This window comes from Bradyrhizobium sp. Unk1, assembly GCF_059512345.1.
The window spans coordinates 42,607-67,313 of the sequence record NZ_JCAMOP010000046.1 but is presented as its reverse complement, the minus strand read 5'-3'; the positions used below and the strand labels follow the sequence as shown (position 1 = coordinate 67,313).

At 58.0% G+C, this 24,707-nt stretch carries 16 protein-coding genes and 1 riboswitch; of the genes, 7 read left to right on the top strand and 9 right to left on the bottom strand.

Annotation, left to right across the window (positions count from 1 at the left end; genetic code table 11):
* Positions 1-568 precede the first annotated feature (568 nt).
* The 5 genes from AC5ZFO_RS39155 to AC5ZFO_RS39135 form a co-directional block, all read right to left on the bottom strand.
* Positions 569-1,735: an acyl-CoA dehydrogenase family protein gene (locus tag AC5ZFO_RS39155; RefSeq protein WP_282525278.1), complete on the bottom strand. Its 1,167-nt coding sequence runs from the start codon at positions 1,733-1,735 to the stop codon at positions 569-571.
* 43 nt (positions 1,736-1,778) lie between these two features.
* Positions 1,779-2,075 carry a hypothetical protein gene (locus AC5ZFO_RS39150; protein WP_496123519.1) on the bottom strand — a complete coding sequence of 99 codons (297 nt, stop codon included), beginning with the start codon at positions 2,073-2,075 and terminating at the stop codon, positions 1,779-1,781.
* A gap of 1,778 nt (positions 2,076-3,853) precedes the next feature.
* On the bottom strand, positions 3,854-4,591 hold the full coding sequence (locus AC5ZFO_RS39145) for a carbonic anhydrase (RefSeq protein ID WP_282525276.1): 738 nt from the start codon (positions 4,589-4,591) through the stop codon (positions 3,854-3,856).
* A gap of 10 nt (positions 4,592-4,601) precedes the next feature.
* Positions 4,602-5,357, bottom strand: coding sequence for a thermonuclease family protein (locus tag AC5ZFO_RS39140; RefSeq protein ID WP_496123520.1), 756 nt, complete (start codon positions 5,355-5,357; stop codon positions 4,602-4,604).
* A gap of 1,777 nt (positions 5,358-7,134) precedes the next feature.
* A complete protein-coding gene (locus tag AC5ZFO_RS39135; protein ID WP_496123518.1) occupies positions 7,135-7,941 on the bottom strand; it encodes a nodulate formation efficiency C protein in 807 nt (268 codons plus the stop codon).
* A gap of 1,017 nt (positions 7,942-8,958) precedes the next feature.
* Positions 8,959-9,161, top strand: a riboswitch (cobalamin riboswitch).
* A 103-nt stretch (positions 9,162-9,264) separates the two neighbouring features.
* On the opposite strand from AC5ZFO_RS39135, the gene metE reads away from it, so the two are divergent.
* The gene (metE, locus tag AC5ZFO_RS39130) at positions 9,265-11,610 is read left to right on the top strand and encodes a 5-methyltetrahydropteroyltriglutamate--homocysteine S-methyltransferase (protein ID WP_282525274.1); all 2,346 of its coding nucleotides are present in this window, start codon (positions 9,265-9,267) and stop codon (positions 11,608-11,610) included.
* 1,199 nt (positions 11,611-12,809) lie between these two features.
* On the opposite strand, the gene AC5ZFO_RS39125 is transcribed toward metE, so the two are convergent.
* Both AC5ZFO_RS39125 and fixJ read right to left on the bottom strand, forming a co-directional pair.
* Positions 12,810-13,409 (bottom strand): hemerythrin domain-containing protein, encoded by a 600-nt coding sequence (locus tag AC5ZFO_RS39125; RefSeq protein WP_282525273.1) that lies wholly within the window; start codon positions 13,407-13,409, stop codon positions 12,810-12,812.
* Positions 13,410-14,641: 1,232 nt separating this feature from the next.
* Complete coding sequence (gene fixJ, locus AC5ZFO_RS39120) at positions 14,642-15,247, bottom strand: response regulator FixJ (RefSeq protein ID WP_282525272.1); 606 nt, start codon at positions 15,245-15,247, stop codon at positions 14,642-14,644.
* Between the two features lie 135 nt (positions 15,248-15,382).
* On the opposite strand from fixJ, the gene AC5ZFO_RS39115 reads away from it, so the two are divergent.
* Positions 15,383-15,661: a hypothetical protein gene (locus tag AC5ZFO_RS39115; protein WP_282525291.1), complete on the top strand. Its 279-nt coding sequence runs from the start codon at positions 15,383-15,385 to the stop codon at positions 15,659-15,661.
* A 331-nt stretch (positions 15,662-15,992) separates the two neighbouring features.
* On the opposite strand, the gene AC5ZFO_RS39110 is transcribed toward AC5ZFO_RS39115, so the two are convergent.
* Positions 15,993-16,331, bottom strand: a complete 339-nt coding sequence (locus AC5ZFO_RS39110) for a hypothetical protein (protein WP_282525271.1) — start codon at positions 16,329-16,331, stop codon at positions 15,993-15,995.
* Between the two features lie 1,328 nt (positions 16,332-17,659).
* On the opposite strand from AC5ZFO_RS39110, the gene AC5ZFO_RS39105 reads away from it, so the two are divergent.
* The 4 genes from AC5ZFO_RS39105 to AC5ZFO_RS39090 all read left to right on the top strand — a co-directional run bounded on the left by AC5ZFO_RS39105 (position 17,660) and on the right by AC5ZFO_RS39090 (position 21,452).
* Positions 17,660-17,887 (top strand): hypothetical protein, encoded by a 228-nt coding sequence (locus tag AC5ZFO_RS39105; protein ID WP_496123517.1) that lies wholly within the window; start codon positions 17,660-17,662, stop codon positions 17,885-17,887.
* Between the two features lie 771 nt (positions 17,888-18,658).
* Positions 18,659-18,877: a hypothetical protein gene (locus AC5ZFO_RS39100; RefSeq protein ID WP_282525269.1), complete on the top strand. Its 219-nt coding sequence runs from the start codon at positions 18,659-18,661 to the stop codon at positions 18,875-18,877.
* Between the two features lie 1,325 nt (positions 18,878-20,202).
* Positions 20,203-20,514, top strand: coding sequence for a hypothetical protein (locus AC5ZFO_RS39095; protein ID WP_496123516.1), 312 nt, complete (start codon positions 20,203-20,205; stop codon positions 20,512-20,514).
* A gap of 560 nt (positions 20,515-21,074) precedes the next feature.
* Positions 21,075-21,452, top strand: a complete 378-nt coding sequence (locus tag AC5ZFO_RS39090) for a hypothetical protein (RefSeq protein ID WP_404979901.1) — start codon at positions 21,075-21,077, stop codon at positions 21,450-21,452.
* 884 nt (positions 21,453-22,336) lie between these two features.
* Here the strand turns inward: AC5ZFO_RS39090 and AC5ZFO_RS39085 are convergent.
* Positions 22,337-22,564 (bottom strand): helix-turn-helix domain-containing protein, encoded by a 228-nt coding sequence (locus tag AC5ZFO_RS39085; protein WP_282525267.1) that lies wholly within the window; start codon positions 22,562-22,564, stop codon positions 22,337-22,339.
* 864 nt (positions 22,565-23,428) lie between these two features.
* Between AC5ZFO_RS39085 and noeE the strand changes: the two genes are divergently transcribed.
* Positions 23,429-24,529 carry a nodulation protein NoeE gene (gene noeE, locus AC5ZFO_RS39080; protein WP_496123515.1) on the top strand — a complete coding sequence of 367 codons (1,101 nt, stop codon included), beginning with the start codon at positions 23,429-23,431 and terminating at the stop codon, positions 24,527-24,529.
* Positions 24,530-24,707: the final 178 nt, after the last annotated feature.

Sequence of the window (24,707 nt, the reverse complement as noted above, 5' to 3'; positions counted from 1 at the left end):
GCCGGATATACGTCTGCAGTTGTGACCGTCGATCCTGATCAAGCCGGCCGTTGCAATCGGGCGGGGGCCATATACGTTCCACATATGAGTCAGAGCCAATATTGCAAACAGAATCACACACGGCTTGCGCTCCCACGCAGGCGACGCCGATGTCGGCGGACCAGGCTTCGGAGATCGCCCGCCTACGCCACGAGAATGAATGGCTGGCGCATGAAGCGCGACATTAAAAAAGTCGGACTTGCAAGCTTTGTGAGTTGAACCGCGAGCCGTTGGGCTCAAATGCAAGTGGATCGAGCTTGACACGACAATGATCGAGGCGGAGGCGTAGAGACCTATGAGAGCGCTCGTTATGTTTGCAACGGGGAAGGCTGCTCCACGGATATGAAATGGTGTTTTTGAGAAGCGCCTGACTGCAAGGCTCTCTCTCTCTCTCTCTCTCTCTCTCTCTCTCTCTCTCTCTCTCTTGGCCTTTAAACAAGGCGGACCGCTAGGTCCTGTAGCTGCAGACAGAATCATCGCAGGTCCGGCAATCCGTTGCTGCGGGGCGTGCGGAACGTGGATGAACACTTCATGGAAATCCCGGCTGTGCTGCACTTCCGAGCAGGACTCGGCCTGCGCTCTGGAGCGTTCCTTCGTTTAAAGCTGCGTGCTGAGCAACCACGAAGCTGTCGCACATGGCGCGCGCCAGATTGCTGGTGGTATAGAGCGACGCACTTCCAGCGAGACCGCTCGCAATGTTGCAGACCTCAGCGCTCTGTCGCGCGGCGTTCGTCGCGGCGAGCCGCATCAGCGTCGCCGTGCTCGGGTTTACCGTACCCTTGAGCGCTTCCTTCCACAGCTCCTCGGTGGCCTCATAGAAGAAGGAACGGGCGGAACGCAGCATGGCTTCGGCTCTGGCCATCTCCAGTTGGACATAACCGCGCTCTGCCATCACGGGCGCTCCAGTGATTGAGGCGCGGCTTCCGGCCATGGCGATCACCTCGTCTAGCGCGGAGCGCGCAATACCGATTCCGACAATCGCATGCGCCTGCGCAGCGAAAGTCACGGACGGATAACGATAGACCGGCGCGTCGAGTGTCGGCGGACCGCCGCGGATCAAGGTCCATTCCTCCGGTACAATGACATCGTTGACAACGACGTCATGGCTGCCGGTGCCTTGCAGGCCGATGACGTCCCAATTGGGGCGGATTGTCACCTTCTCGGCCGGCATTACGGCTACACGCGCAAGGCCACCGGTCGGATCGTCTTCCACAGTGATGCCAACGCCTATCAGATCCGCGCCCGGTGAGCCGCTGGCGAATGGCCACACGCCGTTTACGACAAACCCGTCGGTGCTTCGCCTGGCGGGCTGAAGCGGGAAAAGCGCGCCTGCCAACACCACGTCAGGTCCATTCGCGTATACTTTGCGAAGCGTGTCGTCCGGAAGAGCAGCGAGGTAGCGAGCCCCATCGCCGAAGCTGGCGACCCAACCGGCGGAGCCGTCGGCTTCGGAAATGCGCTCGATCAGGCGACAAAAATCGGCCGGCGTTCGCTCGTCGCCGCCGAATCGCTTGGCGGCCAAAGCCCGATAGACGCCAACGCGCTTGAAGCCCTCGATGATCTCGTCTGGAATCTTCTGCGCGCGGGCGAACTCGTTTCGACGCGCGCGGATATCGACCAGTAGCGGCGACAGATTATCCCAGGTCGCAGCCCTAGCGTCGGTTTCTGAAGTGATCTTCTCTGGTGGAGCGTTCATAAGCTGTCCTCGGTGTCTTGAGCCGATCGATGCCGTGTTTCATTCATTTGGATTGTGCGCGCATGGCGAAGCCGGCCGGATTGATAAGCAGTCCGAAGGGATCGTCGAAACTGTCGCAGTTGATATCGACTGTGATGCGATTACAGGCGGTTGTCAGTCCAAACCACACCCCGAACGATTGACTCAAAGAAAAGGTGTTGAGGGCCGGGAAGACTGACGGAGGGCTGTCGATGCTGTCATTGAGGCTGAACCGGCAAAGCAACCGATATGCGGCAGCGAGATCGATCCGCCTCTGCTGCACTATGTCTTCGACGGCTGACGGCAGCGCTCGTTTTGTCATGTCCTGTCCAGCGGACGATTTGTCACACTTGGGCCCGGCCGGCTCGAACCAATTGTGAATTCCTGACTTGGCGACCGCGAGGTGGCCAAAGCCTGCTGCTCTTTTCCATGTCCCCAGCAATCGACGTGCCATCAATTATGGTCTGGAGGCCGTGTCTGAATCGAGCGAGATCACGTGGCTCGTGCCGCGCCGGCAGGAAGCTCGCGCCTCCCGTGTCTGATTCCAGGCACAAGACGTCATCAACCGAACGCGGCTGAAGGAGAACGACTGAAGTGGACCTCGACCGCGAACCAGCCGGGCTCGGCTTGCCTGCTGGCGTTTCAGGCCCGCTCCGATCTCCTGACATTACTAACAGCGCAATTTACCGTGCTCGCGACTATGGGTGAGCTGTTGGTTAGAAGCGGACATTAGACGGCAGGTATTCAACAAACGTGCGGCGTCAGGGGCTGCCATTGCAATCAAGTCGCTGTCCTATGTACTGCAAGAGTGCCCCCATCATGCAAGCGAAGGGCAAAAAGCTTCCAGGAGGCTTTGAGTTTTCGAGGTTCGCCAGCAACTGATCCGCCTGTTCCTGTTTAGTCGTACTAAACGCAAGAGATTCGCGCAGATTCCTGACCTGACTCACCCTTTTTGGTGGCCGGCGCCTCTCTCTTCAGCGAGCTCCAGATGCTTCAGATCATGACTGAGCTTGTCCAACTCGCCAGCAACAGCGACACGATTGGCTGCTAGTCCTCGCTGCTGAGATCAGTGCTGCACAGGACTCTGAGATAGCATCGAGTCGGGGCGCGTCCGGCGAGAGGGCCGTGATCCGGCACGCCGAAACTGGAAATCTTCTCACGGTCGCTCCGGTACGCACCGTACGCTTATGATGCGATCAGATCACTCTCGCTGAGAGAGTGTGGATTGTCCGGTCAGTACGAAGCTTGCGCGCGCATGGCGAAGCCCAATCTGCCAAATAACCATCCGGGGCGGAATCGTCCGCGCCGCAACGGTTCCTTCCTTCGGCGGGCCTTCGGAAAGGCCATTAGGTGCAAAGGGGGGCGCAGGTTTCTCCGCGTGGCGCTGGCATCAAGGTGTGCAGCGGCATCACTGATATGGACGAGCCGGCCTTGGTATGCTCGTTCTGCCTGGCCGTATATCCTATGGAATGACGTGAAGCGACGGTTGTCGGCGTTGAGAGATCGGAGTGCGCTTGCTCGCGATATGTACCCCAGCCGGGGACTTGTCCGCCGGACGCCGGTACACGACGGATGACGCCGGCGGCGCTCGGCGTCTTTTCACCATTGATGGCAGATGCGGGAGAGATCCGCCGGATGGGCAGTCTGGTGGTCGTAATCCTGCTCTATGTGATCTTCGGCCCTAGCTCAGCCTGGTGATCATAGCAGGACCAGAGGGGGCCCTACCGGATCCCGGGTGAGAGCCTGCCGGAATTGTCGCGTGTTCCGTTAGGCCGAAAGCTCGGACCCTGCATGCCTCGCACCGCGATCTGCCGCTTGCACCACCTCTGCTGGCCTAGCGCATCAACGTGCAGGCATGAATAGTGTCGCCCGCGGTATGAGTGTTTCTTGGTGCCGGCCTCGCGTTGCGAACATGAGCACGTAGAATACGAGAAGAATTAAGAGGACGCGCATACCAAAGGTCTTCCCGAAGCTATGACAATTGTGGAGCGGGTTGTATTCGGTGCATTTGATGCAGCCGATGCACGAGCGAATTGCGTGGAACTCGACCGAAGCCCTGCATCAGGCGGCAAACGTAGCCGGCCGGCGAAGGTGCCAGCGTCAGCTCAGCAAATCGACCCTGCCGGTGTCGAGCCGATACAGGCCGCCGACGACCTTCAGTCTGTTCTGCTCAACTGCCGCGTTCAGAATCGGCCCCGTCGATTTGAGTTTGTTGACGTTATTGATTACATTTTGTCGAGTTGTTTCGGCGAACGTGTCACCGGTTTGCTGGCGAGATGCTTTTGCCGCAGGCGCAAGCGCAGCGACGAGGGATGAAATGTGCCCCGGCGGCGGCTTATCGTCGTGGATCGACTTGATCGTGGCTTCTATCGCACCGCAATGATCGTGCCCAAGTACCAGGATCAGCGGCGTGTTCAGCGCGGCCACCGCATATTCCATACTGGCGAGCGTGTCATCGTTGGCGAAGTTGCCTGCGAGGCGGCAGACAAACAGATCACCAAGTCCGCTGCCGAAGACAAGTTCAGGCGCCACGCGAGAATCGGCGCAGCTCAGAACCGCGGCATATGGATTTTGCCCATCCACCAAAATCGGGCGCTCGCGCTTGAAATCGTCGCTCCGTGATACGCCCTGGACATAGCGATCGTTCCCTTCCATCAGCCGCTTCAGGGCAGCCTCCGGCGAGATCAGGTTATCTGGCTTGGGTGGCGTTTTTGCTTCCTTCGCATCGACAATGTTGTTGCCAAGCCGCAGGCAAACCGACGAAATAGTGAACAGCAACAGCGAGCGGCGCGAAGGCGCGATCTTGGTCAGATAGGTCGGAGAATGGCCTGCATGCATGCATCTCACCTCATCGCGCGGCTTTACGCCACCCGGTGGCTTCGGCTTCCGCTTCGCTGCAGAGCCAGCGTTCACCGGGCTTCTTCGTCATGTCGATATGTTCGTAACTGAGCTGCCCGGGCAGGTGATAAATGCGCTCGCCGTTGGGGTCTACGGTGCCTTTTATCAGACACTCGGACGAGGGCGGGTCCGATAGCAGCGCGAACCCGAGCAGGAGTTCCTGAGCGTCGATCGGAACCGAGCTCGCGCCGATGATGATCGTCCCCTTGCTGCGGTCACGCCAGTCCCAGGGCGCGATGAACGCCCCCGACCACAGCCCCGCATAGGCTTTGCTCGCCACAACCTCATAGATAACGTAGGTATGGGTAGAAGGACCCGACGATAATGCCCAGCCGGAGCGTACCATCCAGGCGTTCACGTCCTCGCCTTCTATGAAGCAACTTCCGCGTGACCTGCCGTATTCATCAACTCCTGTGGTATGACAATCCCACGTTCGTCCGTTCGAATGCTTGATCAGCTCGTCGCGAGCAGCTACGCCGCAAGCCCATTTCCGACCGTGGGCGTCGAGGCAAATCTGGTCAGTCTCGGGAGCTTCGATGCCTGAGAGCCGAAGCTTGGTTTGCTCGATCTCGATCGTATTGCCGTCGAGGATGCGCGGAGGGCCGCTGAGCCTCGCCGCGCAGACCGGAGATGTGATGACAGCGAACAATGCGACCATCATTACGCGGTGCTTCATCCCGACAATAACCTCTCGCTCTTGATCCATGTTCACGCACGATCCGGCGCCGCCACATTCGACTGCTTAAACGCTATGTCCGTTATTCGGCCGACATCTTTCGACGTTTGCTCTATGAAAGCGTGGCCGTCATTTCCAAGCTACGACCTGACGCTGGGTGAGGTTCAAGCGATTTCTTCCGGTGTGTGCGTGTCGAGGTATCCTACGAAGCTCGCCGGTCTCTCTCTGGGCACGCACTGCACCCTCTCGACCTGAGGAGGAGATCCCCATCGCTCAGCCGCGAACTCGGTATGCGGGAGAAAGCCGAACCTCGGAACGCTGTTTCTCACGCGGTTGAAGAACAAAAGTCGCCTGTGAATCTTGACGGTCGAGTGGAAGTCAGGCCGGGAGGAGCGCCTGGCTATGCTTTGAGGCAACCACCATCGGCAAGGCTGCCGACGGTTTCAGCGAGGGCGATGACATTTCGCCGCAAATTCTTGTCAGGAAAAGACTGATGTTCGAAAAATCTGGTCTCGCTTCCTCTGAGATCCGGACAAAGGCGGCCACGGAGTTCAGCTCAATGCCCGCTGCGTATAATGAGCCGGTATCGTTTGCACAAACCGCGCGAAACCCGGAGCCCTCTTTCGGAGAGTCAGCCGGGATGGTCGTTGATGCCAATCGCATTGTGGCTTTTCGCACGTCTGCGCGGCACCAGAATCGTTCGTGGTGCCGCGGCCGGGTTCGTACAAGGACTGGATTGTCATGACCCAGGCGGCGCGACTGGCGGCCGCTCTCTCTTAGTACGGTTCACCGCGATCACATGTGGAGAGTTACCCAGCAAGCCCGGCGCAAGGGCGTGCGTTGCGCCAGGGAAATTTGGAACGGCAACTCCGTGGCTTCGTCGTATAGGCACCGGGCGACGGGTAAGGCGCCCGCGTGTTGGGAGGATCGCGATTCGGTGCGAGGCCTCAATCCACAACATGGTTGCCCCATCGCGGCACTCGGGCAGGTAGTTCTGGTGCGGTTTAACCGACTCAAGCTACAAATCATTCTCAACGACCTCGCTACACAATGGGAATGAAATGGTTGCAGCCCCCCGGGAATTGCCGGTCTCTTCTTACGCGCTTGAAGTGGATGGCCAACTCAGAGCCGAATTCGCAACCAGAGACGGCGCCAGGGCAGGCGGAGTAGAACTAAAGAAGCGTTTTCCCATGCTTCAAATCCGGATCTTTGACGCGCAGACGAATGCGCGCGAGGAAATCTAGCGCCGACTCTGTTCGGTCCTTGATGCCTCGCGCACGGCTCCGGGGCTCCTCGCCGGGGGCAATCGGAAAGAGGCCGGTGCTCAGGAGGCATGCCGGCCCACTAACACTGCCCGATTACCGTCTTAACGGGTTTCGTAGAAGCACTCGATCCGCGTGCCGCCTCGGCGTCGGCATGCTCACGCTCTTGGGGGTGCCAGTCAGTGCGCGATGCGCGGCGCGCACGCCGGATGGGCTTGGGCCCGAGGCATGCATCTCCAGGCCCGGCCCCTTGAAGAGTGGCTTGGAAAGCTGGTTCCTCGCGGATTGGTGTCCTCCCACTGCGTCGGGTGCGCCGGGGGCCAAATCTCGCCAGCTGGCACGCGCCGCTGAGCTCGACGCCTCGCAGAAAGAGTCGGAGGTAATCGGGCTGCCCGATTTGTTCCTGACGGGCTGAAGGCTGCGGGAAAGGCTCGCGACTGTTGCGAAAGCGTAAACACGGACATTGTAGAGCTGATATCTCTTGCAGTTGCTCTGAGGCGTTCGGCGGAAGGAGCTGCGGCGCGATCTTGCTCTGCGCGACCATTTTACCGAGGGCCTTCGCTCCCCTCTAACTCTTCCCGTTCCTTTGGCTCCATGCGAGCGAACCAGGAGCCAGGTGGAAAGGCCGCGATACGCTTGGCAAAGGAGGATTGCGGCTCCCAATCTTGCCCTTCGCTCTTCTCGAAAGTGATGACCCCGTTGTGTGTAAAAAAACGGGGCCCTGGGATATTACAGTTCACTAAAAGCAAAACGCGCCACAGATCACCTTTCTCGGTCGGCTTGTCATTCTGCTTCGGCAAGTAGTCCACTCCAACAGGTTCAACGATAGTGCAGTGGCCCTGCCGCAGAAGATCGCCGAGCTGGCCTTGCGTAGTCGTCACAAAGTTGAAGTTGCTCGGATCATGCAGAAAGCGAAGATTTGCGTCCCTTTTGCCATCCTTGACTTCACTGGCGATCAACGAGAGCGCCAGGGCGCGCCAGCCCAATTCCATCGGCTTTGCATAGGTCGACGCAAGTTGAATCGTGCCGTCGAGCGCGATCTTCCAGGTGATAACGTACTGTTCGTCTGATGTATCATTCCGGTGCCTGGTCCACGAAACGAAAACATAGTCGTTTTGGTCAAGTTCAGCGACGCCCCACATTCGAGGGACAAACTGTGCCACCTTCGAGACGTTGGAGATAATTTGTTCTATTGTCTCGCCGTCTTGCGCTCGCCACGTTGACTTGAATCTTTCGATAAGGGGGCTCTCGTTGGCGCGAACACTGTTGCTCGTCGGAGCCAGCCCGGCCAGGCAGATCAGGGATTGACCGAGACAAAACCATAACGCGCGTCTTCCAAACATTTTCCTCATAACTGTCGGCCTATCTGGTTTCATCCACACGTCATTCCAAAGCGGGCAACCTTCAACCTGTTATGCGCGAGCGCAAGAAGTTAGCGGCGACGCAACGGGGAGACCGATGGTGTCCCGTGCGAGCAGGCGCTCCCCTCAATGTCACGCGCCGCTAACTTCGCTGCCGGCGACAGCCTCAATTTGCTGTGCTGGACATGCCCAGCAGGAGGAGACTGGGCATGCCGAAGACTTGCATTCTTCGTGCCAGGTAATAGACGGCAATTCGAACCGCTTTTGTGTCCTCTTTGTCGACTTTCCGACTGGCCCACGTCTGGATGTTTCCGTTCAGCGCTATCCAGCGCGGCTTATGCATCCTCGTCACGCACCGGATATTCGACGGCGCAGCGGAACGCCTCAGTGCCAAGTTTCTGATGAGAATTGGGAGCACGTTTGCCGCCATTGAACCGTTTGATTCGGTATCGTTGCCAGAATGTGCCTTTCGATCTCTGCCATGCGTTTGGGCATTTGCGGCCAATGGGCCATGGTGCGTTTGGCGCTCCTTTCGACATGCGGCGCTCCGGAAGTCGAGAACAGCCTCAGTCAGGTTCGCTTTGCACTCGATGGCCAACGAGGCGAAGCCGATCTTCACCGCCGAGCATTTGGAGTCTGGCTGGACCGCAAATCAACGTGCTGGCCGGGTATTGTTACTGGCTTTGCCAGCTTGGGCCTACCAACACGGATCCTGTGGGCCGAGAAGGTGGCTGGATGGTGGACGTGCTCAAGCAACCGCGGGGAAGCCGGGACTCGCAACAGATGCGTTCTGCTCGAGGCAGCAGTCCCGACCGCGCAAGCCGCATTTGTCCCTTCCACCGATCTGGCATGCGGCCCGCGGGCAGCTGCGATGGTCATTCCGTATCGCTGATTGGAGAGCGCTTCTACATCATCTCAACGATAGAGATGCACGGTCATTCGCGTAGCAGATGTCGCAGCATCAGCTTGAGACATAATCTGAGAGGTTGACGGAAGACTTCTCTTGCCGATAATCCAAGTCGTCGAGGTTCTCCGGTTTCCATTTGATCCGGAGCTAAGAGGGAAGCCGGTGACTATGCCGGCGCTGCCCCCGCAACTGTGAGCGGCAAGCCGCTGTCCAACGATGTCACTGAAGCCTGCGCGGCTTCGGGAAGGCCGGACAGAAGCGATGACCCGCGAGCCAGGAGACCTGCCCCGACAATATATTCGTCCACGGGCGGGGTGTCCCGGTGGTGCGCCAAGCAGCCGTCGCACCGCGCGACTTTCCCTGCCTGCGTCCGCCACGGCCTCTGCCCCCAACTTGGGGTTAACGCTATGTCTCTTCTCTCCCTTCCGGTTGCCACGCTAGGAACGCCACGCATCGGTCCAAGGCGCGAGCTCAAACTCGCTCTAGAAAGCTACTGGGCCGGAAAAAGCAGCGAACAGCAGTTGCTCGAGGACGCAGCTGGCCTGCGTGCCGCAAATTGGGCTCGTCAGAAATCTATCGGCGTCACGGTCATTCCATCCAACGATTTCTCGCTGTATGATCAGGTGCTCGACACAAGTGTCATGGTTGGCGCCATCCCGGAGATCTACGCCTCGAAAGGCGAATCCGTTTCGCTCAAGACGTACTTCGCCATGGCCCGCGGATCAGAATGCGACGATCAGGATGCGAGTTGCGGTCACGGACCGCGGGGTTTTGGCGCACCTGCGCAGGAGATGACCAAGTGGTTCGACACCAACTACCATTACATGGTCCCCGAATTTCACAGGGGACAGACTTTCAGGCTATGCTCTCGCAAGCCGATCGAGGAGTATGAGGAAGCCAAGGCCCTTGGCTTTCAGACCCGCCCTGTCCTGATCGGGCCTGTCACATTCCTAAAGCTCGGCAAGAGTCCCGATCCTGCGTTCCAGCCACTCTCACTACTGGATGAACTGATACCGGCCTATATCGAGGTTCTGCAGGAATTGGCCCAACGTGGGGCAAATTGGGTTCAGTTCGACGAGCCCTGCCTGGTTCTTGATCTGGATGAGAGGGCGCGACAATCTTTGCGACATGCCTATGACCGGCTCGAAAAGGAGGGGCCAGCCATCAACATCTTAGTTGCCAGCTATTTCGGCGACCTCGGGGCCAATCTGGACACCGCCTTGAGCCTGCCAGTTGCCGGACTGCACCTCGATCTCGTTCGGGCGCCACAGTTGTTGGACCAGGTCATCGCTGGCGGCCGAAGTGATCTCGTCATGTCGCTCGGTGTCGTCGACGGCCGGAATGTATGGCGGTCGAATTTGTCCTCGCTGCGCCAGCGGCTCGGACCCGCGATTGCGAAGCTCGGCAAGGATCGTGTACAGATTGCCCCATCCTGCTCGCTGCTTCATGTGCCGGTCGATGTTGAACTCGAAACCGGGCTCGCTTCCGACGTCAAGAGCTGGCTTGCTTTCGCAGTCCAGAAGATGCGGGAGCTCGCGATCCTGGCGCGGGCACTCGCAGGCAACCAGAATGTTGCGCTAGCTCTTGCCGAGTCGGAATGTGCCGCGACTATCCGCCGAACTTCGCCGAAAATCCGTGATGCCAATGTCGCTGTCCGGATGAAAGCGATCGATCAGACCACGCGTCGGCGCGCGAGCCCATTTCCCCGCCGTACCGAGATCCAAAGCAATCGTTTCGGACTACCGGCTTTTCCTACCACGACGATCGGATCGTTTCCGCAGACCACAGAGGTCCGGAATGCTCGTGCGGCGCATGCGCGAGGCGCGATAAGTGACGAGCAATACGACAGGTTCCTCAAGGACGAGACTGCGCGCGCCGTACGTTGGCAGGAGGACATCGGTCTCGACGTCCTCGTGCACGGCGAGTTCGAGCGCAATGACATGGTGCAGTACTTCGGCGAGCAGCTCGCCGGCTTCGCATTTACCAGGAACGGATGGGTGCAGTCCTACGGCTCGCGCTGCGTCAGGCCACCGATCCTGTTTGGCGATGTAGTGCGGTCGAAGCCTATCACCGTGGACTGGTGGCGCTACGCGCAATCACTAACGAGGAAGCCGATGAAGGCGATGTTGACCGGACCGGTGACGATCTTGAACTGGTCCTTTGTTCGCGATGATGTTCCCAGAAGCGAGGTCTGCCGCCAGATTGCGCTCGCGATCCGAGACGAAGTCCGCGATCTCGAGAATGCTGGTGCGACCATGATCCAGATCGACGAAGCCGCACTGCGCGAAGGAATGCCGTTGCGTCGATCGGAGTGGACGGCCTATCTCGACTGGGCCGTGGATTGCTTCCGCATCTGCTCATCGGGCGTCGCCGATGAAACGCAAATTCATACACATATGTGCTACTCGGAGTTCAACGACATCATCGGTGCGATCGCTGCAATGGACGCAGATGTCATTTCGATCGAGACGTCGCGCTCGAAAATGGAACTACTCGACGCGTTCAGGAACTACGAATATCCAAATCAGATCGGGCCGGGCGTCTACGACATCCACTCTCCACGCGTTCCCGAGACGGGCGAAATGACGGAGCTGATGGCGTTGGCTCGGGCCCGGCTGCAGGATTCGCAGCTCTGGGTCAATCCGGACTGCGGCCTGAAGACGCGCAAATGGGAGGAGGTTCGGCCGGCGCTAGCGAACATGGTCGCTGCCGCCCGCCAACTGCGCGCTGCATTCGATCCGCGAGGCCGTTGATGCGGGCTTGGGTCTATTCTCGACAAAGCTGATCCTCTTGCGGTCATTTGCGCACTCGATAATCCATGGAGCCTTGGGAACACAAAAAAGCCCGGCCCCGCGCTTTAGCGGGCCGGGCGAAAGTCTGGGAGGAGCGACGCTGACGCATCGCGCGGACTGCCATCGGCGGAAGAGAGGACAACCGCCGGTTCGATCACGGCAAGGACATTCGCCGAAAATCTGAGCCCAGTTGAAGCCCAAGCTCAGCGTAGCTCAATTATGCCGTGGTATGCGACTGTTTAGCCTGAAGTGTATAAATATACACCAAGGTTTGTCGCTCAAGAGCACGTGGGCCACGATTACGACAGCGATCAGGGGCAGTGATGCCGGGCGGTCACCGCAGGGGATGAGCCGCAAACTCGGTTCGCTCCTGGAAACCTTATGCTCGATCAGCGCGACGATACGAAAAACCCGGCTCCAAGGATCTCGCAAGCGTGGAGAATGCATGAGCGGCTGCTATTGATTTGAACCCTGCTTAAGGCAGTCCTTGGTCGACCGGTTCCACCCGATAGTCGGGCTTCGGCTTGGGCCTCTGTTTGAGAGTCTATGAGCGGACCACGCGGAGGATGTCGCGAGCTTGGAGATGGCACGGTGCCGATAGGGTGCTCCTCAGCGGTCAGCGTGGTCCTGCCCTCAACATTGGCCAGTTAAGTGATGGCGATCTCGGATCCGACACGACTCGGCTCCGCGCACAGTTAGACCGGACGTCCAGCACCTTGCCGTTCGTGCTAAACGTACCCGGGCGAGCATGCCTCGCAGTTGGCGTGCTATGGGTCGAACCAGCTGCGGTCGGATCATTCAGAGCGTGCCGGGCTGGGAAGGAGTGGGAGTGCTTCGCCGCACCGCGCGGCCGCAATCGTCCGTCCTTATGGGGCGCCGGACATGAGAGGCATCCGCTTCCCGCGATGTCACTGCGCAACTGCTAGACTGCGACGGTCACATTGTGGAACGTGCCGGAACCAGAGCTCAGGAAGGCTCGGCCATGGCGTTTGCGCCGGTGGTCGAGGAAGCGATCATAGTGCGCAGAAGCCATTTTGGCGGTACGGCAGCCTACGTGCCAGCGAACACCCCCATTTTCATTTCGACAGGATGAGCATGAGGTCTTATTCCTGCTGTAAAACGGCAGCGATCAATACGGCCCCTCCCGTCTCGGCGCCGTGTCAGGGGGGCCGGCCTTGGTGGACGAATAACGCGACCGAGCTCCGTTCGGCCTCAGCTTCTTGCTCCAATTTCAGAATATGCGCTCTTAGCGCATCGGAAGTGGCTGCCGCTGTCTCGCTGAACAGCGGATCTCCAAGATCGGTGACGGCGGAAGCGATTTCGGTCCATTCCTGTGCCGAGAGAGCCTTCAGTGCGACCGGAAAGAAATCTCGTTCTTCCCACATCATGTGGCGCCGCTCGCGTAGTATAAAGTCGCGTATGATACTGCCGACGTCTTGCCGAAAGAGCTCACAATCCGCGAGGATGGCGTCAATAGCTCGCGCGAAGCGGTGCAAACGGTCGACGACTTCCTGGTGTTCAACCGCGAGATCGCCGACGATTTCAGCTGCATCCGGATCGCAGGCCTTGAGCTTGGAAAAAATCAAGTCTTCTTGTGGATGATGGTACACCTCGGGGTAAACCTCGAAATAGCTGATAATCGCGCGAATGACCTCATAATCGGGACGGATCCCTTTCTCAAAAATCTCCAATTCGCGTTGGAGAGCGGCCAGAAGCAGATCAATGTTGCGATGCTCTCGAAGCAAAAGATCGATGATCATTGCGGTGCTCCTGGAGGCACAATGTAGGCCGGAAGCGTTTCTGCCACTTGCAAGTTCGCCCAAGCCGAGTTCGGTGTCCTTTGCGCTGCAATTTTCCGCGCTGTTCGACGCAAAAAAGCAGCGCGCTTGACTTGAGCTGGCGTAAATCAACTTAGCCGAAGTGTTGAGGTTTCCCACGCAAGGCGCTCGTCGGATAGCAGCTGGTCTCGGTAAAACTGGCGGCCTGGGCCTGCATGGCGGACCCTATCTTGCGAACGTCGATGGGACGCAGATTGGCTGATCCTGATGAACTGGAAAATTTGGATGTTTTCCCTAGGTAGAAGTCACTAAGTATTTACACGTAGGTGCCATGAGCAGGGCGTCTTCAATGGGGGCGGCGCGGTCCCTTGTTTGCTCAAACATGTTCAAATCGGATTAGAAAGCTGCATGCTGGCTCGTCGGCCGCGTCCATGGAAACAGTCGGAAGCGCACGGCCGCACCAGTGAAGAGCTCCAGCCAGCCGAAAAGTTGTCGTCCACCGCCACTTTCGGCTCGGCGCAGGGAATCTATTCGGGGGCCTTGGCTCTGATCCCCGTCAGCATCGGTCGGCCGCGGAGGTGACGAGGCGGATATTAACGGCATCCCGATCGATGTACGCTGGCCGACGTGGTCGACGCGCTTGATGATCATGCGGTACGCTGTCGTAGCCCCCCTTAGTGGTGTGTGACGATGGTTAGGGCGGCGCGCCTCGGCCAGAACCGCACTCTGCGCGCGTTGGTATGCCAGCGTTCCGTGCCCGCAGTGCCGCTTCGGCTCTCTCCAGCGCACGCGACCGTTTAATTTCGGCGACTGAAGTGACTGTCGCCCAGCCGGGCGCAATGAGCGAATGATGGTCCTCTCGTAGCCGATTGCCACAGCGTCAAGATGCGCACTTGTGCCCAATGCGATGGAAGTCGAACCGTTCACGGCAGCCCGCACCGGGAGCTCCGTTGGCGGATGGACCAGTATATTGCCGAACTATGCCGTCCTCCGGGGTGACAGACCTGCTGTCCATCGGAGCACAAATGTGGGCCCACGTAATTGATCTGCTTCATGTGCCGTCGTGATTCAAGAAACCAGCAGCGTGTGTGCATTAGTAGCCGTCACGAAAACATGATCGGCTCGGTGCGGTACGCCTGAAAACCCTCCGTTCGCCGTCTGGACTGCGCAGCTTGGATGCATGAATAAGCCATTCGCGCCATTTGCGCTGGTTGCTAGAGTCCCGCAGTAATGGCGATCCGCATCAACTCAGACATGCTGCGGGCATTGGTCTTGGCCATGAGGTTTGCACGGTAAACCTCGACTGTCCGGGGACTGATGCCGAGATCATGGGCGATCACCTTGTTAATCTTGCCGGCTAATAGTCCCTGCAGGACGTCACGCTCGCGCGACGAGAGGCCCGCGAGGCGGGCTTCCGCCTCCAGTTTCGCTGCGTCATCGGCTGGTTTCGTTGGCCGCGCTTCCAATGCACTATTGATCGCACGCAATAGCACCTCCTCCACGAACGGCTTCTCGATGAAGTCGACCGCACCCGCTTTCATCGCTTCGACTGCGAGCGATACGTCGCCATGACCAGTTATCAAGACGACTGGGCAGTTGACGCAATTGGCCTTCACTTTACTGACTAGTTCGAGACCGCTCATACCCGGCATACGGATGTCTGACACAATGCAATCAACTGGACCTCTCGCGGCGTCATTAAGAAACGCGGTCGCCGTCTCATAGGTTGCTACGTAGAAACCGTTTACATCAAGAAGAAACGCGAGCGAGTCCCGCATTGCGGCGTCATCGTCGATCACAAGAATGCGCCGCCCAATCATGTCTCTTCACTAAGCTCCGCAAATGGCGCGCTGAACTGAGGGATCGTGCTGCCACCCGGATTCGCTTCCGCGACGATATGGCCGCCATGTGACTCGATGATCGTCCGGTAGATTGATAGCCCCACAACCCATGGCATGCCTTTTAATCGTGACAAAGGGCTGGAACAGTCGGTCGGCGATATCAGCGCTGATGCCGGGGCCCTTATCAGCAACGGTGAACCTGTCGACGTGGCAACTTCGCAGCGCGGGCAGGAAGCCATGGCCTCGACCTTCTGGATATGGATCTTGTACTGGAAGGTAGATGTTCGTGAACGTGAGGTCCTGAAGATATGGAGTTCGCGCCGGGCACAGCACGAGAGCCAGCGCGGCGGTGCCATAGCCTTACCAGACGTGGTCGGACATGTTTCCTGGTAGACCCTCTCATTCGATCGACTCTACATTGTTTCCCACGAGAGGCCACCGGACCAGAACAGGCCTCAACTCACACCAATCTATTGTGCAGGATGGCCCCCGCTATCTGGCCATATGCGCCAGTGCGTCGGCTGCACGGCTACGTGTTCTCCGGTCTTGGCCTTGATCCAGCCGCCGAAGGTCCGGCGGCAAGGAAAGACCACCCGGTGAATGGTATTACCCTCGATCACGGCAATCTCCAGATCCCGATCAAAGGGCGGCGCCGTCTCGAGCCGCTCCCAGGTCAGGTCGCCAGTAGATCTTGGACGGTGTTCATCGCTGCTGGCTGACAAATTCAGGCAACCTTCTGAACTACGGACGAGATGGCTTGGGCCGCCGCGCGAGCAGGCTCAGCCCAATATTGCCCAGGCGGCGTGGTCTCGATTGCGCCAGTCGCGGCCGGGGTTTTATCGGCCGTGGCGCCGTTGAACCTATCGTGCCGGGACATGATCGGCTCGCCAACCGAAATATTAGGATTGGCGCTGCGAAACAACTTCCGGGCTTCGGTCGAATCGATCTGGATCAGCTCAAGACCCCGGCGGTTGGTATTAACCGCCGTTCTGCAGAAGTTGAACTGGACTGCCGCTCCCGCAATCTGGCCCCCGGCGGGACTAATGTCCCCGTGGTCTGTCATGTCGAACATCCTTCGTTGGTGGGAAATCTCCTTGTCCCACGGCGTCATCGTGGGGCATTGGGTTGTGATGACGTCAGCCGCGCCCTTGGAAGCGGGCGGCATCCCCGAGACCCGGAAGACGCCGGAGCTCGCTTGACCCCATTCGGACGGGCCTAGCTGCGCTCGGCGTCGATCATCGCGCCCGTCCGCGGGTCGATGAAGTGGACGCCTTCGCACGCGGCGCAGGTTATTGTGTGCATGTCATCGGCACGCGGCTCGGGGACGTCCGGCAGAAGTTCTTGAACTCGGTCGCCGGTATCTGGACATGAAAAGATGAGGGGCGCCAAGTCTTTCTGTCTGCCATGTGTGTGACCTAGGACGGGAAGCTCACTTCTATCAGTAGGCCGTCGCCGTAGTATTTGATGCAGGTCAAAAAGAGTTGATGCGCATCCAGAATGGCCGACCTCGAGCGGCTGCTGCGAGCCGCACAGGCCCGCGTTGGCAGGCGACATGTCCAAGTCGGGCGATCCGCCAGGGCTTCGCGTTGGTCCGCAACACGCCAGCGTGGAGCGGGGTTGATTTGAGGCGCACCGCTCGCGAGGGCCACGACAGCATTTGTCCTCGATGCTGCGATACCGGCAAGCAGATGGTCAATTGATCGCTCGCCTCGCATTATCGGTGGCCTTGCCGGGCCGATCCCCAGCCATAGGCTTTGGCGCTGAAGTCCTGAACCCTGGGCTCATCGAAACGTTGGCTGCGGCAAGCGTGATCATCGGCTTTGCTGTCGCGCCCGCAGGGGCGGTTCGCCTCGTTGGCCCACGATCACGTGGGCGTAGGTCTCGCCATCGATAGCCCCGGCCGCCGGCGCCCGTCAGAAATGGCTCTGCCGGTGATTGGCGCAATGACTTGGCGTTTGCGGCAATGCCTCGTGAGACCATCAAGTATCGCGTGTAAAGTTCGCGGCCTCTCAAGTCCCCATATTGCCAGCGGTTGAGTATGGGATCGATAGAGATCAATAGCCGGCGGGCGTGACGGCGCATGCGGCTCTCAATCATCTCTTCAGACATTCCTCGATTCATCGGCGACTCAATTTTGTCAGTCGAGGGCATGAGCAGACCAGAAGGCGTTATCCCTCGGCCCAAAACAGAGTGCGATCCGCCAAGCTGGACAAATAGAGGTCGCGTGGTCTGCGGCACAACAGGAGCGCTCGAGCCGCGGTGCCAAAGTTTCGACCTTATCTCGATGGAGGAGCGGACAAGCTCTTGGGGATGCTGCTTGAGGCAGCTCAAATACACTTGTGGCGCGAATGGCAGAATGGTGGATAAGCAAACCCACAAGAAGAGGATGCCATGCCTTCATTTAATGTTCGGTTCATTAAGACCGTTTGTGACGATACCGGGCACGAACATCGTGCCTGTCAGGCAGCGTTCAAGGTTGATGCCGCCTCGCTGAGTGCTGCTGCACAGCAGGCGGAGAGCGATTTCTGCAAGCAAAAGAGTGTTCGCGATTGGACAGTCTTCGCCGATGTGATAGAGTTCCGAACCCCGCCTGCATTGCCGCCGGCATGGGCTGGTTAGCTTGACTTTGGCGGGGGAAGCCTGCGAATTGAATTGTGGGTCAATCTGTAATCTAAGCGTGATCCGGACAGGATCGCGTTGACCGTCGATTCGAGAAGAACTGGTGATGCTGGCGTCAAATCGGCGAGCGCGCTGTTGTCTCACGACACCTAGCGGACCTCGCAGTTTGCCGCCTGCCGCTCAACTGGCTCTGCAGCGCTCCGTCAAGCGTCGTACCGGCAGGGCCATCCGGAAGGATCCGCTCCCACAAGTCGGTCTTGTTTGGTTCATGTCAAGCACAAGTCTGCCTCTGGCAGCCATGGCTGTTTCAAAGGGTATGCGTGGTTGGCCAATCTGCACACATTAATGCCCTTGACGGTTAAGGCATCTGATCAGCCGGTTGCGCGCGAGCCTGTCCCGGACATCCGAACCGGGCTTACTTGAGCCCGCGGCAAATCGATGCGATCGCACGTGTTGTCCGCATCTGCCTTTCAAACCATGGCGCAAAGAGCGCGCTCTCCTGAACATTTGAGCAAGCGCCTCGCACTTGACGGTTTTTCCGAGAATGCGCTTGCTGCCGCTATGGAGACATATTGCGCGATCTGCAGCGGGTGAGCGGCCTATGTCAGACCAAAGTCCGCTGCGCCGGCCGACCTCGAGAGGCAAAACCATGCAAGTCCGCTCAAAGACTGCCCGAATGAACAGACCCTGCGCGCTCGGTCGTGAGATATCCTCCCCTTTCGCGATTGATTGCGCTCAACAGTTCCTCGCCGAAGATCTTGACTCCCGAGCATGCCCGCATTCAAAGAGGGCCGACACAGGACAAGCCTCATTGCCGCCTCGAAATCCACGGCATGGGTGAAGCAGTCCTTATGTCTGTACTCGCTGTTTCTGCCTACGTTTTCTTCTTTGCCGCAGCGATGGGAACACGATTCGGCGTTTACCTTCTGCGTATTGCTCGCTTTCGCCGCCAGCCTGGCCGCCGCGGCCGTCATCCTCACGCCGCTATGAACGGCCGGCGCGACTACCGCAGGCGGAGATGATAGGTCTGCCGAACTACAACTCGGTCCGATCAAATTCGCCTCGGTAACGGCGATGTGGCCGCTAGACAAAGTAAATGCAGTCTAAAGGGCGCGGCGTATTGCATGAAGACGCTCAACAGAAATGGTGAGTGCGCTCCACCTGCTCGGGCGCATATTCCTGACAAGGACGGCAATATTCCTAAAACGCGGATGGTCATTATCGTGTCGATCTGACGAAGGCTGATCCATATCGACCTCATGTCGGCCAATGGTCAGATGTCAAGGGCACAAGTTGGACCGAGGAGCGTAGCACTTTGTGACTGGCGAATCTCGCGTTCGCGCTATGAACGCCATGTCTGTGTTCCGTGACCAGTGGGCGGTAAGTTGGGATGTGAACACGTTCACGTCCGGCGGCACCATCGTGCCCGCAACGGTCCTCACGTACATTGAAACAGCAGCACCCGAGTGCGATTTGATCGCGCGGTCAGGGATAAACTCAGAACAAAAGAAGATTGCCACGCCAGACAATGTCAATCAAATTCGTCCGAGCGGCAAAAGTCCGTCGCATCACAGATCAGGCTTCTGTCTACTGAAGGACAATTCAGTTCACCGGCTCGTTGTCGATCCAACGGTTGCCTGCAAAGCTTATTACCTTATCGAGAACGACGCCCCGATAAGGGGATCTGTTAGCGACAGTAAGGCGTGCGAAGGCTCCTGTATTCTCGGCAATGCGGAGCACGTGAAGGAGAAGCGGGATTGCGCCATGCACGCTCAAGTGCGGGCGAAATCCGGAGAAAACTCGCGTAGAGTCTTAAAGCGCAACTGTTGCTTCGATGTCACCAAATGTATGAACCGGCGATCTACGCTCGTATCAAACGAGGGACGACATGTTCGATATTTATTTGAACGGAAGACGCGATCTTTTGGTCGTTCCGCGAGGGTTTGCGATTCCTGCGGGGTTGGCCGGCAGTTGGAAGCGAAAGAAGCGGGCGGTGCGTTCAGTGAGCGATGTCATTCGCCAAGATGTGCAACAGCGCGGTTACCACCGACGTAGTTTGATCTCAAATCGGTCGAAGACGGCAGGGGAGAACTCGTCACACGCGTAGCCAACGCGGCTATCTCCGCTGACCCATTCTCCAAAACACTCAGGGCAGGATGCCGTCGAGAACCTTGCTTACCGCGTCGACGGCAGGTGGATATCCTGCTTCATCAGGCTTATGGCGCAAGGTTTCTTTTGAAAAGCGGCGCACGGCGCTGCGACTTCCCTCAGGATAAGTATTATGGAGCTTTTCCTCGACTCGATGGCGTGCTCGCGTGAGTTTTCAGCTGTCCATACGGAAAATACTTGCCGGCCAGCCGCACGGACGGGCGAGCATCGAAGTCGTTAAACAGCATTTGGCCATCTATTACAGCAGCGGCCCAGAGTGGCCGGCGCGTATGAAGCGCATCGCGAGCCGCGCGCCCCAACTCGATATTTTTGGCCAAAGGCTGATCGAGCGAGAGGCCGGGTGCTGGATTATCACCGACGACGGAAGGAAGGCTCTTGAGAGGCTCGAACTGCTAGATCTGGGTGCTAAGCAGGGTCAGGTTGAGCGGGAGATCGCGCAAGAGCCCGAAGATGAGTAGGCGCCCCTGGTGTCTTCCCAGCTACGAACGAGCGCGCGCAGAAAGCGCTCCCCGGCAAGCGATTGAGCCCGCGCAAGGGCTATCGGCGTGACGGCTTGCCGCTCAATCCCTTGCTGATGGCCACGTAACCCGATTAGATCGCGCAAGTTCAGTTTGGACATAATGCAGTGGCTATTGGTATGTGAAGTGGTTCAGCGCGACCAAGGGATGATATGGCTTCATCAAACCTAAGGAATGGAGGAGCTGATGTCTTCGTGCACTCCGACGCGTTGAGCCGAGCCCGGACGACCGACACGAAGACGTGACCGATCTAGTATTCGCGCAAGCCCCAAGGGGTCTCTGGCGTTTAGATAACGAGCGCGCTAATCGTCATAAGGTGACCATAGCAAGAGACCGCTCCGATGTTTCACCAATCGACGCCCTTCTATTCGAAGTTAAGCACGTAGACTAACATGGCTTTCGGAAGACAGGGCGTCTGGACTAGTGCAGGAGTGGAATTGTAAACTTCGTACAGACTCTGTGTTGAGAGGCTTCGTTATAGTTGAATGACAGGAACCTCGATGTTTGATCGCTCTAAGCTTAATATAAATCACGAACCTCTCCAAGATGCAGCTGTTCAGGTTCATCGCGATTGGCCATTCCAGAACATGACCGAGCTAATACCCGGCGCGAGTTCCGACGACTGTCCTTTTTTACTGTCGTCGCGCGAAAAAACTATGTTACAAGCCCTCTTCTCAGAAGGAGCATTCATCGTGAAAAAAGCAACCAAGAAACGCGTTAAGCGGCGCGAGTGGACCAAGGCAGATATCAAAGAGCTCAAAGTCCATTCGAAGGCTCGGACCCCGGTCATAAAGATAGCAAAAATGACCAAACGCAGCGCCGGCGCGCTACGCCAGAAGGCCTTAAATCTCGGGATCGGACTCGGACATCAGCGTTAATTTTGAGCAGCGGTGCCTAATGGCGCGTTAGGGCGGCTCGCGGGCCGCCCTCTTTGGTCATAGAAACTTTGTCGCACATTAGGTTTGCCGATCCGCGATAAGAGAGTCTTTCACGCACGTGCTGGACTTCAATGTCGCGGAATGCGCTCCAGCGCCTCCTCATCTTTGATCAAGATTCTTGGAAGGGGGGCGACGGCCGCTTGCGATGTGTGATCGCGAGTGAAGACATAGCCTTTGCCATAGCTCTGTCTCGAAGATAAAATCCCGAAACGCTCGGTCCCGGAACGCATGCGATGGAGCCACAACGCTCAGTCCTGGGCGCGTTACCTTTCGAGAAGCTGACCAGTCTCAGACGAACTCCCCTAGGGGCCGAATCTAGCATCCGTTCGGCCAGCAGCTTGTTCAGCTTCGGCGAGGCAGTCTTGGCCGCGCTGGGCCGAATACATCGGCTGATCGCTTTAGCCAAATGGAAACAACCTCGCAAATGGGGCGTCCTCGAAGCTCACGCCAGGCTAAAGTTTGGTCGTAAGCGGACTGCGCCGAGCCTGTTGGCTAGCTTGAGCTCCGACGCGATATGGCGCGCTCAACAGCAATTGAAACAGCGCTCTGTTGGCTTGGTAGATGGCGGCGGAGCGGTTACGTCCTGTACCCGTCATCACCTGCGTGCCGTCGGCGTTGTGCACGGACCACAACCACCTTCGACCGCGCTGCTTCAAGACATATTCGAAGGATGGGAGACTCATGCTTAGCGAGCTCCATTTCTGACAGTCGTGCGTTTAGTCTTCTGAATGCCAGAGCGGGCCCTTTCCAGGCGATGCCTCATTGTAGCAGCCTTGGCAATGAGCTCGCTTGATCGGTCAACGTCGCTTTCATCAAAAGTGAGCTCATTTTGCGCTGCCTGTCGTGGCGCCAAAGTCGCGAGATGCAGCGCGTTTGGCCGTCAGCGACATCTGCAGGATCCAGGTATCGTTTGCGGAGGACTTATGCCGCAGCAAACCGTTTTTCTCTAGCAGCTTTGAGTGGGTCGTCACGAAGGAAGGGTCGACGTGCATCAATCGTGACACCAGATTGACCGGTACACCCTTTTCAATGCCCAAATAGGCCACCGCCATCAGGATCGTCCACGTGGCCTAGTGATGCCCAGCACAACGGTAGGAAATCTGGCAAGTTCTTCTTCGAGACACGCATGGTCTGCTCTCCCACATGAACGGCCGGACAATCTCGTCTCCGTCAGTATAGATGCGGCCAAGCTCGCTTGCTGGATCAGGTAAATCCGGTGGCATCTTAAGCCAGGTTCTGTTCTTTACAACCGTCCTTAGGGCCGATTAGGGGAGCGGCAGTGCTGCAAGAGCAGGTAAATCAAACAGTTGGTATAGTTCGGACGGATGGGCTTGCGAACAACAGGCGGGCCGGAGCTATGGCACAGTGTCTTGACGGACCACGGCAGCATTCACGGCAAAGTTGCGTCAGGATCGATGCGCGCTGACACGATAGCTGCGCCCCGCCAAGTGAGATGTCCGCGATGTGGTCTGCTTCTTTGCCGCGCTCGCCGAGCTGTCTGCTCTTGTACGCCGAACATCAGCGAGGTGCTGTCGCATTTACGGCTTCAATGCCCCAGCAACGGGCAGCTTATGACTACACGTAATAACCTTCCATGTACCGCGGGCGGTCTTCGGCAAACGTTCGTATAGTTCTTCCCAACCTTCCCATATCGCGATCAACCTTCGTGCAATTGAGCTGGCGCTTGACTTCGTTTCAACTGTCGAGCAATCGAGGAGGCAATTGCAGTTATGCTTCCGTGATCCCGCCCGATCGATCGAACTGAACGGTTCTCAAGTCATGAGTGGTAGACAAAATTCTTGTCGTTTTGACGCTTTGTACGCATGCGGTTGCCCATGTGATCGCGCGGCGGGCTATTTTCGCTCAATCGAGCGAGCGCGGACAGGGGTTGCTTTTCAAGCAGGAGGGTCTGAACGATGAGCGGACGTTTTGGCCGTTCGCCTGAGGTGTGCTTTCTCCTCGGTCTTCCGCGATCCGGGACGACACTCCTGGCGCACTTGCTCCAGCACCATCCAGACATCGTGGCTCCGCCTGAACCCTGGTTGATGTTGGCGCTTGAAGCGTTTGGCATGGTGGATCAGCGTCACCCGGCGGGCAGCTCACTGATCAAGGCCGCGACCTCCGAATTCCTGGGGCGGATAGATCGCACGATCGTCAGCCGAGCTTTTGCCGATGCAGCATACGATCAGTATCTGGCAGAAGCGGGCAAGCGCATCATCATAGACAAGACACCACGCTATTGGACGGTGCTTGAGTTTCTTGAATCTGTCTATCCAGAAGCGCCACACATCCTTCTGATGCGCAATCCCTATGCCATCGCCGCTTCACTGAAGTCGACATGGGGCATCCCACTGCGGACAGAAAGCTCGCATTCGGTTAGCGTATCCGGTCTCGCCGATCTCATGCTCCGTCTGCCCGACGTCATCATAACTTCACTCGCCGATTTGGTTCTGGGCCTTCCCAAGCTCGCCGCGCACCGCACTCGCCCGCAGACACAGTTCGTGCAATACGAACTGCTCGTGGCGCATCCGGACGAGGAAACCCGGCGTCTGTTGACGGGGCTCGGCTGTGACCCAGCGGCCGTCGCATCGACCGGGATGAGACAAGCAGATTATCTTCGATCCAGCAGCTTTGGGGATCGAAAAATCCTGGAACGAAACGCCGTCGACGAAAGCTCTGTCAAGTCATGGCAATCTCAATTGAGCGTCGAAGAGATGCAGACCGTGACGGATTTGGTCGGCGCTGAGCTTTTGCTGGAACTCGGATATGAGCAGGAACTGCTGCATGCACAGAAAGCCGGAGTGCTGGATAGGGGAGGTCAGGTAACCGAACTCTATCGTCGGATATTCCGAACCTGGTGGGATTTGCGAAGTACCAAGGCAGGAGCATTATCCGGCCCCTCTCACGCTGGAGAGCCGGTCCACACTGCTTGGAACGTTTCGGAGAACCGCGACGCGGCTATCGAGATGTTGCGAGGCGAGGTCGCGCGGCTTGAGCAGATCCTCAATATCTCCTAGGGCGATCTGAATGCTTGCGATCAAAACACGCTGGTTGATTTAGCCAAGATCCTTAACCCGCACGAGCTGATCTCCCGATCAGGTGTGACGTCGGCGCCGGCCGCACCAGGGGCGGAATGCGATATGTTGCCGCGTCTGCAAGTCTGCTGTCCAATTGGGCTTGACCTCATGGACGAGC

What these genes read in the sequence shown, in the direction of transcription:
- AC5ZFO_RS39105 (WP_496123517.1), top strand. Translation starts at nt 17,660, where the DNA reads ATGCCTTCATTTAATGTTCGGTTCATTAAGACCGTTTGTGACGATACC.
- metE (WP_282525274.1), top strand. Translation starts at nt 9,265, where the DNA reads ATGTCTCTTCTCTCCCTTCCGGTTGCCACGCTAGGAACGCCACGCATC.
- AC5ZFO_RS39140 (WP_496123520.1), bottom strand. Translation starts at nt 5,357, where the DNA reads ATGGATCAAGAGCGAGAGGTTATTGTCGGGATGAAGCACCGCGTAATG.
- AC5ZFO_RS39155 (WP_282525278.1), bottom strand. Translation starts at nt 1,735, where the DNA reads ATGAACGCTCCACCAGAGAAGATCACTTCAGAAACCGACGCTAGGGCT.
- AC5ZFO_RS39150 (WP_496123519.1), bottom strand. Translation starts at nt 2,075, where the DNA reads ATGACAAAACGAGCGCTGCCGTCAGCCGTCGAAGACATAGTGCAGCAG.
- AC5ZFO_RS39090 (WP_404979901.1), top strand. Translation starts at nt 21,075, where the DNA reads ATGTTTGATCGCTCTAAGCTTAATATAAATCACGAACCTCTCCAAGAT.
- fixJ (WP_282525272.1), bottom strand. Translation starts at nt 15,247, where the DNA reads ATGATTGGGCGGCGCATTCTTGTGATCGACGATGACGCCGCAATGCGG.
- AC5ZFO_RS39100 (WP_282525269.1), top strand. Translation starts at nt 18,659, where the DNA reads ATGCCCGCATTCAAAGAGGGCCGACACAGGACAAGCCTCATTGCCGCC.
- AC5ZFO_RS39135 (WP_496123518.1), bottom strand. Translation starts at nt 7,941, where the DNA reads ATGAGGAAAATGTTTGGAAGACGCGCGTTATGGTTTTGTCTCGGTCAA.
- AC5ZFO_RS39125 (WP_282525273.1), bottom strand. Translation starts at nt 13,409, where the DNA reads ATGATCATCGATCTTTTGCTTCGAGAGCATCGCAACATTGATCTGCTT.
- AC5ZFO_RS39115 (WP_282525291.1), top strand. Translation starts at nt 15,383, where the DNA reads ATGCCTTTTAATCGTGACAAAGGGCTGGAACAGTCGGTCGGCGATATC.
- AC5ZFO_RS39145 (WP_282525276.1), bottom strand. Translation starts at nt 4,591, where the DNA reads ATGCATGCAGGCCATTCTCCGACCTATCTGACCAAGATCGCGCCTTCG.
- noeE (WP_496123515.1), top strand. Translation starts at nt 23,429, where the DNA reads ATGAGCGGACGTTTTGGCCGTTCGCCTGAGGTGTGCTTTCTCCTCGGT.
- AC5ZFO_RS39110 (WP_282525271.1), bottom strand. Translation starts at nt 16,331, where the DNA reads ATGACAGACCACGGGGACATTAGTCCCGCCGGGGGCCAGATTGCGGGA.
- AC5ZFO_RS39085 (WP_282525267.1), bottom strand. Translation starts at nt 22,564, where the DNA reads ATGGCGGTGGCCTATTTGGGCATTGAAAAGGGTGTACCGGTCAATCTG.